This window comes from Rahnella aquatilis CIP 78.65 = ATCC 33071 (genome assembly GCF_000241955.1).
Lineage (GTDB): Bacteria > Pseudomonadota > Gammaproteobacteria > Enterobacterales > Enterobacteriaceae > Rahnella > Rahnella aquatilis.
The window spans coordinates 1844227-1861590 of record NC_016818.1 but is presented as its reverse complement, the minus strand read 5'-3'; the positions used below and the strand labels follow the sequence as shown (position 1 = coordinate 1861590).

At 53.0% G+C, this 17364-nt stretch carries 15 protein-coding genes and 1 tRNA gene; 12 read left to right on the top strand and 4 right to left on the bottom strand.

From position 1 onward, the window contains the following. Positions 1 to 35 precede the first annotated feature (35 nt). The 5 genes from RAHAQ2_RS08495 to RAHAQ2_RS26120 are packed head-to-tail and all read left to right on the top strand — an operon-like array spanning position 36 to position 5320. Positions 36 to 1556, top strand: coding sequence for a sugar ABC transporter ATP-binding protein (locus RAHAQ2_RS08495; RefSeq protein ID WP_015696835.1), 1521 nt, complete (start codon positions 36 to 38; stop codon positions 1554 to 1556). Further along, positions 1549 to 2538 (top strand): ABC transporter permease, encoded by a 990-nt coding sequence (locus RAHAQ2_RS08490; RefSeq protein ID WP_015696834.1) that lies wholly within the window; start codon positions 1549 to 1551, stop codon positions 2536 to 2538. Before RAHAQ2_RS08495 ends, RAHAQ2_RS08490 begins: the two co-directional genes overlap by 8 nt. Position 2539: 1 nt before the next feature. Next, positions 2540 to 3493: an ABC transporter permease gene (locus RAHAQ2_RS08485; protein ID WP_015696833.1), complete on the top strand. Its 954-nt coding sequence runs from the start codon at positions 2540 to 2542 to the stop codon at positions 3491 to 3493. 29 nt (positions 3494 to 3522) lie between these two features. Further along, complete coding sequence (locus RAHAQ2_RS08480; RefSeq protein WP_015696832.1) at positions 3523 to 5163, top strand: FGGY-family carbohydrate kinase; 1641 nt, start codon at positions 3523 to 3525, stop codon at positions 5161 to 5163. Between the two features lie 25 nt (positions 5164 to 5188). Then, positions 5189 to 5320, top strand: a complete 132-nt coding sequence (locus RAHAQ2_RS26120) for a hypothetical protein (RefSeq protein ID WP_274378169.1) — start codon at positions 5189 to 5191, stop codon at positions 5318 to 5320. Positions 5321 to 5330: 10 nt separating this feature from the next. Here RAHAQ2_RS26120 and RAHAQ2_RS08475 read toward each other — a convergent pair whose 3' ends face one another. After that, complete coding sequence (locus RAHAQ2_RS08475) at positions 5331 to 6764, bottom strand: aminotransferase-like domain-containing protein (RefSeq protein WP_015696831.1); 1434 nt, start codon at positions 6762 to 6764, stop codon at positions 5331 to 5333. Positions 6765 to 7132: 368 nt separating this feature from the next. On the opposite strand from RAHAQ2_RS08475, the gene spy reads away from it, so the two are divergent. The 4 genes from spy (at position 7133) to RAHAQ2_RS08455 (ending at position 10830) form a co-directional block, all read left to right on the top strand. Then, entirely contained in the window at positions 7133 to 7642 is a 510-nt protein-coding gene (spy, locus tag RAHAQ2_RS08470) for an ATP-independent periplasmic protein-refolding chaperone Spy (RefSeq protein ID WP_015696829.1), read from the top strand. 288 nt (positions 7643 to 7930) lie between these two features. After that, positions 7931 to 9997: a carbon starvation CstA family protein gene (locus RAHAQ2_RS08465; RefSeq protein ID WP_015696828.1), complete on the top strand. Its 2067-nt coding sequence runs from the start codon at positions 7931 to 7933 to the stop codon at positions 9995 to 9997. Further along, entirely contained in the window at positions 9990 to 10295 is a 306-nt protein-coding gene (locus RAHAQ2_RS08460; RefSeq protein ID WP_015696827.1) for a YbdD/YjiX family protein, read from the top strand. The genes RAHAQ2_RS08465 and RAHAQ2_RS08460 overlap by 8 nt, the downstream gene beginning before the upstream one ends. A 235-nt stretch (positions 10296 to 10530) precedes the next feature. Continuing rightward, positions 10531 to 10830, top strand: a complete 300-nt coding sequence (locus RAHAQ2_RS08455) for a phage holin family protein (RefSeq protein WP_231572388.1) — start codon at positions 10531 to 10533, stop codon at positions 10828 to 10830. A gap of 68 nt (positions 10831 to 10898) precedes the next feature. On the opposite strand, the gene nac is transcribed toward RAHAQ2_RS08455, so the two are convergent. Then, on the bottom strand, positions 10899 to 11825 hold the full coding sequence (nac, locus tag RAHAQ2_RS08450) for a nitrogen assimilation transcriptional regulator NAC (protein ID WP_037038858.1): 927 nt from the start codon (positions 11823 to 11825) through the stop codon (positions 10899 to 10901). A gap of 527 nt (positions 11826 to 12352) precedes the next feature. Here nac and RAHAQ2_RS08445 point away from each other — a divergent pair. Both RAHAQ2_RS08445 and RAHAQ2_RS08440 read left to right on the top strand, forming a co-directional pair. Next, positions 12353 to 12428: transfer RNA gene (locus RAHAQ2_RS08445), tRNA-Asn, on the top strand. A 161-nt stretch (positions 12429 to 12589) separates the two neighbouring features. Continuing rightward, entirely contained in the window at positions 12590 to 13858 is a 1269-nt protein-coding gene (locus RAHAQ2_RS08440) for a tyrosine-type recombinase/integrase (RefSeq protein ID WP_015696824.1), read from the top strand. Positions 13859 to 14314: 456 nt separating this feature from the next. Here the strand turns inward: RAHAQ2_RS08440 and RAHAQ2_RS08435 are convergent, their stop codons facing one another. Continuing rightward, positions 14315 to 15250: a quinone oxidoreductase family protein gene (locus RAHAQ2_RS08435; RefSeq protein WP_015696823.1), complete on the bottom strand. Its 936-nt coding sequence runs from the start codon at positions 15248 to 15250 to the stop codon at positions 14315 to 14317. A 70-nt stretch (positions 15251 to 15320) separates the two neighbouring features. Between RAHAQ2_RS08435 and RAHAQ2_RS08430 the strand changes: the two genes are divergently transcribed. After that, positions 15321 to 15803, top strand: coding sequence for a MarR family winged helix-turn-helix transcriptional regulator (locus tag RAHAQ2_RS08430; protein WP_015696822.1), 483 nt, complete (start codon positions 15321 to 15323; stop codon positions 15801 to 15803). A 77-nt stretch (positions 15804 to 15880) separates the two neighbouring features. On the opposite strand, the gene RAHAQ2_RS08425 is transcribed toward RAHAQ2_RS08430, so the two are convergent. Next, entirely contained in the window at positions 15881 to 17338 is a 1458-nt protein-coding gene (locus RAHAQ2_RS08425) for an efflux transporter outer membrane subunit (protein WP_015696821.1), read from the bottom strand. Between the last annotated feature and the right edge of the window lie 26 nt (positions 17339 to 17364).

Here is a 17364-nt window from a genome sequence, read left to right as displayed (position 1 = left end):
GCACGAAGTATGAAGGGTATGTTGTAAGGATTGCGATGAATACTCTCAGCACGTCCCCTGCCCCTGCTGAGGCCTTTATCAGCCTCGAGAAAATCAGTAAAAAATTCCCCGGCGTATTAGCCCTGGATAATGTCAGCCTGACGCTCAATAAAGGCGAAGTGCATTGTCTCGCGGGTCAGAATGGCTGCGGCAAGAGCACCATTATTAAAGTGATTTCCGGGGTCTATCAGCCGGAAAAAGGCGCAGCCATTACGCTCGACGGCAAATTATTTCATACCCTGACGCCACAACTTTCTTCTTATTACGGCATTCAGGTTATTTATCAGGATTTATCTTTATTCCCGAATTTATCGGTGGCTGAAAATATCGCTATTCACCGTTATTTACCGGGCGGCGATTTCTGGGTACATCGCGAGGCAATGCGCAAAAAAGCCGTTGCGGTGATGCAACGGGTGGGCGTCTCTCTGGATCCGGATCGTAAAGTCGAAAAGCTGTCGATCGCAGACCGTCAGTTAGTGGCAATATGCCGGGCAATCGCCGCTGACGCCAGTCTGGTTATCATGGATGAACCGACCGCGTCGCTGACCCGCACGGAAGTGAACGGTCTGCTGCGGGTGGTGAATGAGCTGAAAGCCGCCGGTATTTGTGTGGTATTTGTCAGCCATCGCCTCGATGAAGTGATGGAAGTCGCTGACCGTATCAGCGTGATGCGCGACGGCAAACTGGTCGGTACCTATCCGTCCAGTGAACTGGACAGCAATGAGCTGGCCTTCCTGATGACCGGACAGCGTTTTACCTACAGTCACCTGCCGCAACGCGCACCGGCCAACGTAACCCCGCTGCTGGAAGTCAGCCACCTGAGCCGCAAAGGCCAGTATCAGGACATTTCACTGTCGCTGCGTCAGGGGGAAATCACGTCGGTGATCGGCCTGCTCGGTTCAGGGCGGACCGAGCTCTGTCTGACCCTGTTTGGCATGAGCCAGCCGGACAGCGGGGAAATCCGCGTTAACGGCAACGTGGTGAAATTCCACAGCAACCGCGACGCAATCCGTCACGGCATTGCCTATGTGTCAGAAGACCGTCTGACACAGGGGCTGATCATGGAGCAATCCATTTACGACAACACGCTGGTGTCGATTTTCGACAGGCTGCACACCGCCACCGGGTTGATGGATCACCGCAAAGCCGCGTCAGTGGTGAAAGATCTGATCCGCGATCTGAACATTAAAGTATCCGACAGCAGCCTGCCGGTGAAAACCCTTTCCGGCGGGAATGCCCAGCGTATCGCCATCGCCAAATGGGTGGCAACGCAGCCGCACATCCTGATCCTCGATTCGCCAACGGTCGGCGTTGATATCGCCAATAAAGAAGGGATTTACCGCATCGCGCGCGATCTGGCGGAATCCGGCATGGCGGTGCTGATGATTTGCGATGAAATCCCGGAGGCTTATTACAACAGTCACCGTGTGCTGGTAATGCGCAAAGGCGAACTGGTGGCGGAATTCGCGCCCCACCAGAGCAGCGAAGCGCAGATTGCGGAGGCGATCAATGGATAACAAATCTCTCTCGAAACTGTTTTCCCTGCACGAATTCTGGCTGGGATTACTGGTACTGCTGCTGGTGATTGGCCTGAGTGTCAGCACCGGTGAATTTATGACACTCGGTAACCTGACTGACGTCGCCACCAGTTACGCCATTCTCGGTATTCTGGCCTGCGGCCTGTTTGTGGTGCTGATTGCCGGTGGCATCGACATCTCCTTCCCGGCGGTGACCTCCATCGGTCAGTACGTGATGGCGAGTTATATCATTCATCACGGCGGCAGCTTTCCGCTGGCGTTTGCTATGTCGATGGGCGTCGGTTTACTGCTCGGGCTGGTCAATGGTTTTCTGGTCTACTGGCTGCGCGTACCGGCCATTATTATCACCATTGCCACACTGAATTTGTTCTACGGTTTGCTGGTGTATCTGACCAACGGCACCTGGCTGTATGGCTTCCCTGACTGGTTTATGAACGGCATAAACTGGTTCTCCTTTACCGCCGCCGACGGTTACGACTATGGCCTGACGCTGCCGCTGCTCAGCCTGCTGGGGGTGATTATCGCCACCGGCGTGCTGATGAACCGCACCCGCGTGGGCCGTCAGATTTACGCCATGGGCAGCAACCGTGACGCCGCGTCACGCCTCGGCCTGAACATCCTGCGTCTGCATTTTTACGTGTATGGCTTTATGGGCTTACTGGCCGGCATCGCTGCCGTGGTGCAGGCGCAGATTACCCAGTCCGTGGCCCCCAACTCGCTGCTCGGTTATGAACTGACGGTACTGGCGGCGGTGGTTTTAGGCGGCACCAGCATGACCGGCGGACGCGGCTCACTGACCGGTACCATCCTCGGTGTGATGCTGCTGGCCTTCCTGCAAAACGGCCTGACGCTGCTGAGTATTTCGTCTTACTGGCATCAGGTATTCAGCGGCGTGATCATTCTGGTCAGCATCAGCAGCACCGCGTGGAATGAAAAACGTAAACTGGCAAAGGGGATGTGACATGACAACCTTAACCCGATTCTTCCCCGGCGACCGCATCATCCGCTTGCAGTTGCTGATCATCGTTGCCGTTGCCGTATTGTTCTCGTTCACGCTGGGCGGCAGTTTTTACAGCATCGGCAATTTCCAGTCGATCTCTTCGCAGTTGCCGATTCTGGGCATGCTGGCGCTGGGGATGGGCATCACCATGCTCACCGGCGGTATCAACCTTTCGGTCATTGCCGGTGCCAATGCCTGTTCGCTGGCAATGGCGGCCATTCTGGTGGCACATCCGGATCAGCCGCAATATTTCGTGCTGGCGATGCTCGCCGGTCTGGCTGTGGCGGTGATCATTGGCGTACTTAATGGCGCGCTGATTGCGTATATCGGCGTATCACCGATTCTGGCGACGCTCGGCACCATGACGCTGATTGCCGGGCTGAATATTCTGCTGACCAACGGGGCCGTCATTTCCGGCTTCCCGGCGGCAATCCAGTATCTCAGTAACGGCAGCCTGCTGGGCATTCCGGTCGCCCTGCTGCTCTTCCTGCTGGTCGCGCTTTTGCTGTGGGTGTTACTCGAACACACCACGCTTGGCCGGAGCCTGTATCTGATGGGTTCCAACGAACAGGCCACACGTTTCAGCGGCGTCAATACGCACAAAGTCACCATCGCGGTGTATGTGCTTTCCGCCCTGCTCGGATGGGGCGCGGCACTGCTGATGATGTCCAAATTTAACTCGGCGAAAGCGGGCTACGGCGACTCCTATTTGCTGGTGACCATTCTGGCCTCGGTGCTTGGCGGGATTAATCCCGACGGCGGTTTCGGCCGGGTCATCGGGCTGGTACTGGCGCTGATCGTCCTGCAAATGCTGGAAAGCGGCCTGAACCTGATGGGCGTCAGCAGTTACCTGACAATGGCCCTGTGGGGCGGCGTCCTGATCCTGTTTATCGCTCTGCAAAACAGAAAATCTTAAGCGAAAGCTTTTTACCGAAGGGAAAGAACATGGCGAGTTATTTTATTGGAGTAGACGTAGGAACCGGCAGCGCCCGCGCGGGCGTCTTCGACATGACCGGCCGCATGGTCGGTCAGGCCAGCCGTGAGATCACGTTGTACCGCCCGAAAGCCGATTTCGTCGAGCAATCTTCTGATGAGATCTGGCAGTCGGTCTGTAACGCCGTGAAAGATGCGGTCAATCAGGCTGACATCAACCCGATCCAGGTGAAAGGTATCGGCTTCGACGCCACCTGTTCGCTGGTCGTACTGGATAAAGAAGGCAAGCCGCTGACCGTCAGCCCGTCCGGGCGCAGCGAGCAAAACATTATTGTCTGGATGGATCACCGTGCCATCACTCAGGCCGAGCGCATCAACGCCACCGGTCACCGCGTGCTGGAATTTGTTGGCGGGATTATTTCGCCGGAAATGCAAACGCCGAAATTGCTGTGGCTGAAACAGCATATGCCGACCACCTGGAACAACGTCGGGCATCTTTTCGACCTGCCGGATTTCCTGACCTGGCGCGCCACGCAGGACACCACACGTTCGCTGTGTTCCACCGTCTGTAAATGGACCTATATCGGCCATGAAGACCGCTGGGACCCGAGCTATTTCCGCCAGATCGGGCTGGAAGATTTGCTGGAAAACAACGCGGCGAAAATCGGCAGCGAAGTGAAAACCATGGGCGAACCGCTCGGGCATGGCCTGACACAGCGTGCCGCCGCAGAAATGGGGCTGATGGCAGGGACTGCGGTCAGCGTTTCTATCATTGATGCCCATGCCGGCAGCCTCGGTATTCTCGGGGCCAGCGGCGCATCCGGTGAATCGGCCGATTTCGACAACCGCATCGCGCTGATTGGCGGCACCTCCACGGCGCATATGGCGATGTCCCGCAGCGCGCGTTATATCGGCGGCATCTGGGGGCCGTATTACTCCGCGATCCTGCCGGATTACTGGCTGAATGAAGGTGGACAATCCACCACCGGCGCGCTGATTGACCACGTGATCCAGTCGCACCCGTGTTATCAGGATTTGCTGAAACAGGGCAAAGACAGCGGCAAAACCATTTATGAAGTGCTGAACGGCATCCTGCGCAAAATGGCCGGCGAACCGGAGAATATTGCCTTTCTGACCCGGGATATTCATATGTTGCCCTACTTCCATGGCAACCGTTCGCCACGCGCCAACCCGACGCTGACCGGCACACTGAGCGGCCTGAAACTCTCGCGCACGCCGGAAGACATGGCGCTGCATTATCTGGCCACCATCCAGGCGCTGGCGCTGGGCACCCGCCACATTATCGAAACCATGAACCAGAGCGGATATCGCATTGATACCATGATGGCGAGCGGCGGCGGCACCAAAAACCCGGTGTTTGTGCAGGAGCACTCCAACGCGACAGGCTGTGCGATGTTATTGCCGGAAGAGAGCGAGGCAATGTTGCTTGGCAGCGCCATGATGGGCACCGTCGCGGCGGGCGCGTATGACTCGTTGCCGGAAGCCATGGCGGCCATGAGCCGTATCGGCAAAACCGTGACGCCGCAAACCAACAAAATCAAAGAGTATTACGATCGCAAATACCGCGTATTCCATGAGATGTACCACGACAGCATGAAATACCGCCGCCTGATGCAGGGGGAAACCCAATGAATGCGGATGAAGAATTTACCCTGGCGTGCTGGTGCTGGCCGTGTTCGATGCGTTGTGCGGCAGCATCATGCTGCGCAACGGTTTTGATCAGCAGCGACCGCTGAAAGTCCATCCGGGTGGCAACGTCGGCAAGACGCTGCGCGAGCAGGATGTGTGAAACATCTCGCTCACCCTTTAATCTCCTCCGCCACCAGCGCTGCCAGAATTGAAATGGCGCGCGCGGTGTGCGGTCCCCATTCGAAAGAAGTATTAATGCGGATGCAATGGCTGAAACGCTTGTCGGCGGAGAACATGCTGCCGGGCGCAACGCTGACGCCTTTTGTCAGCGCGCGCTGATAGACCCGCGCCGCATCCACGTTATCACCCAGATCCAGCCACAAAAAATACCCGCCTGCCGGTTGCGTCACCGACACCTGCGCCGGAAATTCAGCCAGGATCGCGTGACGCATCGCCATCTGCCGTTGTTCCAGCACACGTCGTAACCGCCGCAAATGGGTATCGTAACCGCCCTGCTGCACACCCTTTTGCAAATAATCGGCTAATGCCAGCTGAACCGGCACACTGGCCGATAACGTGCTCATCAGTTGCAGGCGCTGAATACGCTCGGCATAAGCTCCCGCCGCCACCCAGCCCACGCGAAATCCCGGCGCGAGGGATTTCGAAAAAGACGAGCAATGCAAAATTTCGCTGCGGTAACCTGACGCCTTCAGCGGCACCGTCCGTTCACTGCCAAAATACAGCTCGCTATAGACGTCGTCCTCTATCAGCGCCACGTTATGCGCCTGCAAGATACTCACCAGCCGTGCCTTTTTCGCCGGTGGCAAACTGCATCCGAGCGGGTTCTGAAAACTCGACATCAGCCAGCAGGCTTTGATCGGATAAATGTCCAGCGCCTGTTCCAGTGCATCGGGATCCATGCCGTAACGCGCGTCAGTCGGAATGGCCACGGCTTTTAATTTACGCCGCTCAATCGCCTGCAATACGCCGTAAAAAGCCGGTGATTCGATAGCCACCCAGTCACCCGGCTCCGTCACCACCTGCAAACTTAACCCGAGCGACTCCATCGCCCCCGAGGTAATCACGATTTCATCGGGGGCCACTTCAATACCGTTTTGCGCATAGCGCTGCGCAATGCTGCGGCGCAGTTCTTCATTCCCCGGCGGCAGATTAGCAATGGCGCTGTGGGGTGACATCCGCCTGACAGCACTGGCCAGTGAACGTGCCAGACGTGGCTGCGGGAAAAGCGTCGGGTCAGGGAACGCGGAACCGAGCGGCACCACGGCGGGATCTTGCCCGGCTTTGAGAATATCGAAAATGGCGTCATTGACGTCCACCTGCTCTGCGGCATGCAAACGCCCGTCGGGAGAGTGGCGCACCGGCCGCTGTACCCCCGCTGCCACGTAATAACCGGACTGCGGACGCGCGACAATCACGCCCTGACTCTCCAGCAACTGATAGGCCTGCAAAACGGTCATCAGACTCAGGCCGGACTGTTTGCAGGTATCGCGCAATGAAGGCAGCCGGTCGCCCGGCAACCAGACCTGTGTGTCAATTTGTCTGCGCAACGTGCGCGCCAGCGTTTCGTAACGGGATTGAGTCATGATTCATCAGCACTGTTATAGGAAGTGTTAATCAAATGATAACTATTATGCCTGATTTTGCACTTTCCCTTGACGTAAACTGCGCATCAACAGCAATCAATGTTTTACCAGAGGGCTATGGCGGCGAAACATTCACCATGGTAATGTATGAATTCACCGCATTACTCAGATTTATCTGAGCTTCCCTTCACACCTGTTCGCGCAACCTTACGCTTTCTAAACACTTTCTCCACGATCGCTGGAAAAGTAACACTTCACCTTTCACTCTTTTACATCCACACCGCATTACTATTCATTGGATTGAGTAGACTTGTTTTCGTCGAAACAAAACGGGCGAATTGCCTGAATCTCCAATGAGGAATTTAATTATGCGTAAACTTACCGCAATGATTGTGGCTTCAACCCTGGCTCTGAGCTCTGCTTCTTTCGCATTCGCTGCTGAAACCACCGCGACACCGGCACCTGATGCCACGACCGCGACGCACGGAAAAATGCTGCATCATAAAGGACCGCAACATATGAACCCGTTTGCGGCGCTGAATCTGACTGAGCAGCAGAAAACTCAGATGAAAGAAATCATGAAAGACAGCGGCGCGCGTCCTGACCGCGCAGCCATGAAAGCCCAGATGGATCAGATGCATAACCTGGTGGCTTCCGACAGCTTCGATGAAGCCAAGGTAAAATCGCAGATTGATACCATCACTAAAGCCCAGTCTGACCGTATGCTCGACCGCGCCCGTGCTGAGAACAAAATGTATAACCTGCTGACGCCAGAGCAGAAAAAACAGTTCAATGAAAACTACCAGAATCGCGCGGCCAAAATGGAACAGATGCGTGATCACAAACCCGGTCAGGAAAAGCCTGCAACCGCTGAATAAACGCTGACCTGACAGGAAAACCGGCTCCCGTGGCCGGTTTTTTTTTGCTTTTTTACTTACCCGCCACAACTTTACTGTCATCCGACCAGTCTTCTCTGCGCAAAGCGTCAACCCCATCACAAATTCATCTTTAACTTCATACTTTTCTGTATAAACACATTATTTTTAAACAGTAATTTAACAAAGTCGCAACCGCATTCAGCCACGCGACCCTTACCTCTCCACATCATACTCTCGACATAAAAAGTGGCCGGCTATCACCGGACCACTCATAAGGAGTTGTACATCATGAAAAGCGTCAAGTCCGGGATAACCTGGCTGGTGGTGGCGTTAATCGGGGCTTTTGCCTTTGGGATGCTGGCCCTGAGCCGTGGCGAACATGTTAATGCTCTCTGGCTGGTGGTCGCCGCTATTGCCTGTTACAGCATTGCTTACCGCTTCTACAGCCTGTTTATCGCTGAAAAAGTTTTCGAACTCGATGACAAACGCATGACGCCTGCCGAGCGTCATAACGACGGACTGGATTATGTGCCCACCAACAAATGGGTCTTGTTCGGCCACCACTTTGCCGCCATCGCAGGCGCGGGTCCGCTGGTCGGCCCGATCCTCGCCGCACAAATGGGTTTCCTGCCGGGCACGATCTGGATCCTGGTCGGCGTGATGCTGGCGGGTGCGGTACAGGACTTCCTGATCCTGTTCATCTCCACCCGTCGTGACGGCCGCTCTCTGGGTGAAATGGCAAAACAGGAGCTGGGGAATTTCGCGGGCGTTATCACTATGCTCGGCGCGCTGGGCGTGATGATCATCATTCTTTCCGCGCTGGCCTTAGTGGTGGTTAAAGCACTGGCTGACAGTCCGTGGGGGCTGTTCACCATTGCCGCCACCATTCCGATCGCCCTGTTTATGGGCATCTACATGCGTTTTCTGCGTCCGGGGAAAATTGCTGAAGTGTCGGTGATTGGCTTCGTGCTCATGATGCTCGCCATCGTTTACGGCGGCAATGTGGCGGCGGATCCTTACTGGGGACCGTTCTTTACCCTGCACGGCACCACGCTGACCTGGGTGCTGGTGATCTATGGCTTTATTGCCTCGGTATTGCCGGTCTGGCTGCTGCTGGCACCGCGCGATTACCTCTCAACGTTCCTTAAAATAGGCGTTATCGCCGGGCTGGCCGTGGGTATTGTTTTCGCCATGCCGGAAATGAAAATGCCTGCGGTATCGCGCTTTATCGACGGCAGCGGCCCGGTGTTCTCCGGCAGCCTGTTCCCGTTCCTGTTTATCACTATCGCCTGCGGGTCGATTTCCGGTTTTCATGCGCTGGTGTCCAGCGGCACCACACCGAAGTTGGTTGAGCGCGAAAGCCATATCCGCTTTATCGGCTACGGCGCGATGCTGATGGAATCGTTCGTGGCGATCATGGCGCTGATTTGCGCATCCGTTATCGACCCCGGTGTGTATTTTGCCATGAACTCTCCGGCGGCGCTGATCGGCACCACGGTAGAAAGCGCCTCACAGGTTATTAACGGCTGGGGCTTTGTGATCACGCCGGACATTCTGACGCAAATCGCCAAAGATGTTGGCGAGCAGTCAATTCTTTCCCGTGCCGGTGGCGCGCCGACCTTCGCCGTCGGCATGGCGCACATCATCACCGACGTGTTCAACAGCCGCGCGATGATGGCCTTCTGGTATCACTTCGCGATCCTGTTCGAAGCCTTATTTATTCTGACTGCCGTGGATGCCGGTACCCGCGCCTGCCGCTTTATGGTGCAGGATCTGGTGGGTGTCGCCGTCCCTTCTTTGGCTAATAACCGCTCGTGGATCGGCACGTTTGCCGGTACTACCGTCGCGGTGGCGGGCTGGGGCTTCTTCGTTTATCAGGGCGTCGTCGACCCGTTAGGCGGCATTAATACCCTGTGGCCACTGTTCGGTATCGGCAACCAGATGCTGGCCTCGATGGCGCTGATTCTGGGCACCGTGGTGCTGTTCAAAATGAAAAAACAGCGCTACGCATGGGTCACGATTTTGCCGACTATCTGGCTGTTTATCACCTCGATGACCGCAGGCTGGCAGAAGATTTTCCACGAAAAACCGTCGATTGGTTTCCTGGCGCAGGCGAAGAAATTCGGCGCAGGCATCGACAGTGGTGAAATCATTAAACCGGCCAAAACGCTGGCTGACATGCATACCATCGTGCTGAACAATCAGATCAACGCCATCCTGTGTGGATTCTTCATGCTGGTGGCGGTCACCATGCTGATTTCAGCATTCTTCGTTATCCGCCGCGCACTGCAGTCAGGTACGCCGACAGTGCATGAAACGGCTGTCGTACAACGTCGCGAGGCCCGCCATGTCTGATTCGAGAGCATTATTTAAAACATCACGGCCTGCAGCGTTACACATCATCCGCTGTCAGCCGTTATTCATCGTGCAGACAAAACCGCACAATGTCACCGGCTGGCTGAAACTGGCGATAAAACGTACTGCACAGAGTTTTCGCCTGATGGTCGGCGTGCAGGATTATCAGAATTATGTCCGGCACATGTTGGTCAGACACCCGGAAATGACACCGATGACGGAACGCGAGTTTCACCGGCGATGCCTTGAGGCGCGGTTCCCGAGCGAAGGCGGGAAGATGGGGAAATGTCCGTGCTGAAGCGCTGTTTGTTAACGCTATTTATTTTCTAAATGCCCGGTGGGTGTAAGTATAAAATCATCAATGAATAATGTGAGGTCTGACTAAAAAACCTCACAGGGAAATGTGTTGCCGTGTGATTTTCACCCTGCCTCACCTGGTGATAATTTAACCGAATTCGTTTTATATCGGTTTAATTTTTACTTCTGAGGACAACATGATGGTCGGGGCAACACATATCAGAGATATTCTATTAATGGAGCACAGGATTGTACTCGCGGTTATCGGCATGGCGGCATGGGGCGGAATTGTTCGCTATATCATGCTGAGGAAGAAGAAACCCTTTATGGAAGAAATCCGCACATGTCTGTTGCAGATTATCGTTTCTTGCTTCAGCGGGATGCTGCTGAGTATTTTCGTTCTTTCGCGCAATGCCAATGATGACCGGCTGCTGATTATTGCCGGTCTGGGTGGTGTTTTTGCCGGACCGCTCCTCACCCTGCTGGGTAAAAAAGTGACAGGCTTTATTGATAACTACAGCCCGGCACCTAAATGAGCGCATTCACCCCTTCCCCGGCAAGTGCTTACGCCGGGGAATTTTTAGTATCATATTCACTCCCCCGCTTAACTTGCCACTAACATCGGCTCTATCACCGGCGCAGTCTGCTCAAAGACCAGAGACAGCAGGATTTTTTTCACCGCCATAGCTTCCTGCGATAACGCCAGCGTTTCAGAAACACAGAGCGACAGCGGAACCTGAATCACCGGGCCGCTGATGCACGACATCCAGGCTTTGGCCGGGCCGGTCATGGCACGGGCAGCGGATTCAGGCAATATCGTGACGCCCAGACCGCTGGCGACGGCGGCGGTCAGCGTGGCTGAAGATTCAATTTCACCAATAATATTGGCACTTAAACGGCGCACCGCCATCGCATCATCCACCAGACGTCGGGTAACATTATGTGAACGCGGCATGAACAGGTTTAGCTTTGCCACATCACTCAGCTCGACATATTTCCCCGGATTCGGCACGGAGTGTGCCCCGACGAGATACAAATCTTCTTTTATCAGTGGCTGACTGCTCAGCCCGGAAGTCATACCGGAACCGTAAAATACCGCCATATCCATGCGTCCGTTAAGCACTAAATCGCCCAGCGCAGTGCCGAAATTCTCGTTGAGATACAACAGAATGCCCGGATGTTGTTTACGGACGGCCTGCAGCAGCGGCAGCGCCAGCCCGGAGGCGGCTGTGCCCGGCGCAAGGCCGACGGAAACCTGTCCGGTAAGGGATTGTCCGGCGTTGTTTACGGCACTGTGGATTTGATCGCACTGGCGTAAAATGGCCTGCGCGTGAGCATAAAGGATATTACCGGCTTCGGTGGGAGTGACGCCGCGCTTAGTGCGAATCAGCAATTGTTGCTGCAATTCTCCTTCCAGCGTCGCCAGTTGCTGGCTTAATGCCGGTTGAGCGATGTGCAGAACATCAGCGGCCTGCGTCAGGCTGCCAATATCGACGATTTTCACAAAGTACTTCAGACGTCTGAGATTCATCTCTGTCTCCATCTTGCGCGAAAAGGGATAACCCTGGGCTGCCATTGTTGATGTGAATAATAAGTGTGACTGATAAAAGCAAGATTTACGCCAATCTCCGGCATACCGCTTAAAAACGCCCGTCTCCGGTACTAAGACCACAAAATATAAGAGAAAACTATTACGCGGGATCAATGAGAAACAGATGACGGGGAGGAAACGGCGAATAATTAAATGCGCTACGAAAGAAGCCTGCACCAATATCATGCATTCTTATCGGTCATCCTTATAAATTAGCAGGGTTAATAACAGCGATGGCGCTTCACGGGCCGGTATTTACAACCCGCCAGCACCATGCGCCCCTGAATACCCCCGCGCTTGCCACGCATTACGTTAAGGCCGCAAAAGGCCCGTCTGGATATAAAAACGCGACTTTTTGACTCTATTCTCAACAACTTGACTAAAGTATCAGCAAACGCACGCATTTATACAGTTTCCCCTTTGACATGCCCACAGGCAGTCGCTATTATTCGCCCCGTTCCAACGATTCCTCTGTAGTTCAGTCGGTAGAACGGCGGACTGTTAATCCGTATGTCACTGGTTCGAGTCCAGTCAGAGGAGCCAAATTCTTGTTTTCATGCCGCTTTGCGAATCCTTATGTGATTTAGATTCAATAAGTTAGCGCGAAAAATCTTCCCGATGCATTTTTAGTTTTCCCTCCGCATCGGGAGAATTTGGTGGTCAGATTTGGGGTCATGTTGGTTCGATGACGGAGTGACCCCCAAATGTCTCTTAATGACTCAAAAATCCGCAACTTAAAACCATCCGAAAAACCCTTCAAAATTTCCGATTCTCACGGTCTGTATCTTTTAGTTAATCCAGGCGGTTCACGTCTCTGGTATCTCAAATATCGTATCGATGGTAAAGAATCCCGCCTTGGCTTAGGCGCCTACCCGGACGTGTCTTTGGCTGATGCTCGTCAACAGCGTGATGGTATCCGTAAATTGCTGGCGCAGAATATCAATCCAGCACAACAGCGCTCTGCTGAAAGAGCCACTTCCTCGCCAGAAAAAACTTTCAAGTATGTGGCACTGGACTGGCATAAAAGCAACCGAACATGGTCAGAGAACCACGCCTCCCGTCTGCTTGCCAGCATGAACAATCATATATTCCCTGTGATTGGACACTTGCCGGTAGCTGAACTGAAACCTCGTCACTTTATCGACCTGCTGAAAGGCATTGAGCAAAAAGGTCTGCTGGAAGTCGCAGCACGTACCCGGCAGCATATGTGCAACATCATGCGTCATGCCATACATCAGGATTTGATAAAGAACAATCCGGCAGCAAATCTGGAGGGTATTATTGCCCCGCCCGTTAAACGTCACTACCCCGCCCTTCCGCTGGAACGACTACCGGAACTGTTGGCTCGCATTGAGGACTACCAGCAAGGACGAGAGTTAACCCGCCTGGCCGTATTACTCACCCTTCACCTATTCATCCGTTCCAGCGAGCTGCGTTTCGCCTGTTGGTCTGAGATCGATTTCAAAAATAGAATCTGGACCATTCCTGCCACTCGCGAGGCCATCCCCGGTGTCCGCTACTCTGAGCGTGGTGCAAAAATGCGCACTCCACATATCGTTCCACTCTCCCGTCAGTCCATCGCTATTCTGAAACAGATACGGGAAATATCCGGTCATCGCGTGTTGATATTCCCCGGTGACCATAATCCGTATAAGCCAATGTGTGAAAACACCGTCAACAAGGCGTTGCGCCTGATGAGATATGACACAAAAAATGAAATCTGCGGCCACGGATTACGGGCAATGGCCTGTAGTGCCCTAATGGAGTCTGGCCTATGGGCACAGGATGCGGTTGAACGGCAGATGAGTCACCAGGAGCGTAACAGCGTTCGAGCGGCTTACATCCATAAAGCAGAATATCTCGATGCCCGTAAAGCGATGATGCAGTGGTGGTCGGATTATCTGGATATGTGCCCGAAACAGTATGTGCCGCCTTATATTTGTGGGAAGGAAATCAGTTGCACAATGTTATAACCCCTCTGATAAAATAAACCACAAAAATAGCCGTATCAGTCTGTACTGTTACGGCATTTTTCTGGCTTCAATTCGGACTAATTGCTAAACCGTTTATTAACATCTTCAGGTAAAATGTCCTGAGTGAATCCAAAGTGTGAGATCCGCTTCTCATACAGAACTATCCACGGAAACGGATTAGGTCTGTTATGAGCGAGCAGCGGACATTGCAGACTGCCAGTAGAAAAAGTGCTATCAGAATTACCTAAAGGAAATCGTGATGATTTTTATATTCATATTTTTCCTTATAAGGGTATTTCAACTGATTATCTGATTTCTCATCCGCCTATTACGATAATGGCCCACCTTCTCAAAAACTGTTATGAGCCAATAAGTATCTCAGCAGAAATTTCCATTTATTCACGAGCGAAGTGGAAATTACTAGGAATTGTTAAGTACCAGATCGTATTTTTAATATCAGATATTGAAAACAGTACGACAACGACTGTCATCCTTGTTCCAGGCGTCGTTTACTTCGCTTAACGGCCGAATACTAAACGGGACTGAGAAATCATTCAAAGCAGCGGCTTGTAATAGTTCTCCAACCGAAGCGACCAGTTCAGTATTAGATACGCTGCCAAGCCCGCTCCCCATCATGGTCAATCCTGATGAGCGTAATAATTTGCTATGTAATGATATTTCTTGCCCACTTAATGAGCCGATCTGCACAAAACGCACCAACCTAGCACCTCCGTCAGAGGCGGATTTCATAATGCCAAGAGCACTGTGCCCCCAGAGATAATCCAACACGACATCAACACCCTGTTTCATAAGGGCCGGGAGTTCATGCGGTAACTCATCCAACGTAAGCGTGATATCAGCCCCCTGAGTACAAAGTTTCGCCAGTTCTTCAGTGTTACGCCCAGTCGCAATGATTTTCCCCGCACCCAGGTGACGAGCGATACGCACAGCCAGCCCTCCTGAGGTGCCTGTCGCACCATTTATAAGAACAGTTTCTCCTGCGCGCAACTGTGCTTTGCGCGTTAATGCCGCCCAGGATGACATTCCTGGATTACCAATAGCGGCTGCCATTGAGAGATCAAGTGTTGCCGGGAGCGGCACAATACTTTTAGGCGTTACCAGGCTCAGCTCAGCCATACTGCCAAAAGGGGAGCTCAATGAGAAAAAATAGACCGGCTCACCGTTAGTCAGATAACCTGCACCATCAATTCCGGGTATAAACGGATATTCAGTTACTGAGCTGTAGTGTATTCCGGCGGCCCGTGCCTTAGCCAGTTGACTGATTGCGGCGGCTTTAACATTGACCACAAAATGCTGCTCATCTTCCTGTGGATCCATAAAATCACCGTAAATCGGGGTTTCGCCTTTGCCATTAACAAGTGCTGCTTTCATTGAGTTAACCTTTAGTTAAAGAAATAGATGTGTATAATACACATATTATCCACGTTCCAGGATGCCGTCAATGAAAAGAGTGCAGAATACACATAAAAACGATAATTTTGATGACTTACATGATACGTTGCTGGCTATTGTCGGTACTTTTAATCGGCCGCAACGTGATGAAATAATGATAAAAAACTCCGGTATTAATATTGATCGAGCATTGTTTCCATTGCTGGTCCTGATCGGCCGCTTTGGGCCTGTAGGCGTAGGAGAACTCGCTGACCGGGTGGGCCGGGATTACACGACGGTGAGCCGTCAGATAACTAAACTCGAGCAAATAGGTCTAACCTACCGACAGAAAAATGTTAAAGATAAGCGAATTAACGAAGCAGTAGTCACGCCTGAAGGAAAAATGATGACAGATAAAATCGATCATACGCGAGCTCTCATTTATAACGACGTCTTCAATAGCTGGCTAAATGAAGACCGCATAGAATTGGAAAGATTATTGAAAAAATTTTTACAAGATTTCAATGGATTGGAATCAATTAAATCCGTTTAATCCGAACTTATGAACATGCAGGCGAAGTGCGCAATATACTTAGCCTGCACGTAAACAGCCGTACATGGCAGGGTCCGCTAGTCTACAGCTCCACGCTCCCACCCTCCTCCCAAGGCCTTGTAAAGGGTAATTAGACTGTTTTGCTGCGAAAGTCTGCTCTGAATCAGAGACTGTTGCGCAGAGAATAATGTCCGCTGCGCATCCAGCACATTCAGGTAGTCCGTCGCACCGTTAGCATACTGAATCTGAACGAAGTCAAATGCTGCCTGAGCAGCCTGGACATTCTTTTGCTGCGCCTGGGTTTCATCATCAACCACGCTGCGTTCTGCTAGCGCATCCGAAACCTCACGAAAAGCGGTTTGAACAGATTTCTCATACTCTGCCACCGCAATGTCACGTTCAACTTTGGAGGTCTCTAATTGAGCCATCAGCCGTCCGCCACTGAAAATGGGCAGATTAACCTGAGGCGCAAAACCCCAGCTTTGCCCACCCGCGTCAAAAAGTTCCCCTAGGGCGTTACTCGCACGCCCAGCAGAAGTTGTCAGGCTAATGCTTGGGAAGAACGCCGCACGTGCTGCACCGATGTCAGCATTAGCAGCCAGTAAACTATGTTCTGTTGAAACGATATCAGGGCGTTGTTGCAGCAAATCAGAGGGGAGGCCCGCAGATAAAGTCTTATCACTGATCATGTGCGCTAATGAGTCTGTTGAAGGCAACAGGTTTGCGGGTAAAGGTGTGCCTACCAGTAAAGCCAGCGCATTACTGTCTGACATCACTTGCTTATCGGCAAGAAGGGACTGGAAGCGGGCGCTCTCGAGCTCACTTTCAGCCTGATGCAACGGCAGTTGGGAGGATTTACCGACGCTGGTCAGGCTCTCTTGCAAATCGTATGCTTCCTGGCGGCTGCGCAATGTATCCCGTGCCAGACGCTGCAGGTCCTGGTCTGCAGCCAGCGATAGATAGCTTCCCGCAACTTCAGCGATCAGACTTATCTGCGTAGCCTGTCGAGACCAGGCTGTCGACAGGTAATCCTGCTGAGCCTCTTCCTTCAGGCTACGGATGCGCCCGAAAAGATCGAGCTCATAAGCGCTTATACCGACATCGAGACTGTACCCTCGGCTTACCCCACCAATCCCCGTGTAAGATACCGACGCAGGTGTGCGCTGGGCTTGTTCTGCTCCCGTTATTCCAACCTGAGGCATCAGCGCTGAGCGCTGTATCCGGTACTGCGCCTGGGCCTTCTCTATATTCAGAATCGCGATTCTCAAATCACGATTATTGTCCAAGGCTAGCTGAACGACCTGCCGTAGCTTAGGATCTATGAATAACGTTTGCCAGGTTATCGATGCAACGGACGTGTCTGACACGCTCGTTTTAGTCTTTACTGGCCACACAGGTGGCATGGGGGCAGTGGGACGATGATACTCGGGCGTTAACGTGCAACCTGTGAACAAGGTGGCGAACACCATTGCAGCGACCGGCGTCAGGGCGCGACGGGATAAGCGCAGGGTTCGGGAAACAATAAAATAACTCATGCCTTTGCTACCTGATTCAGTGTAAA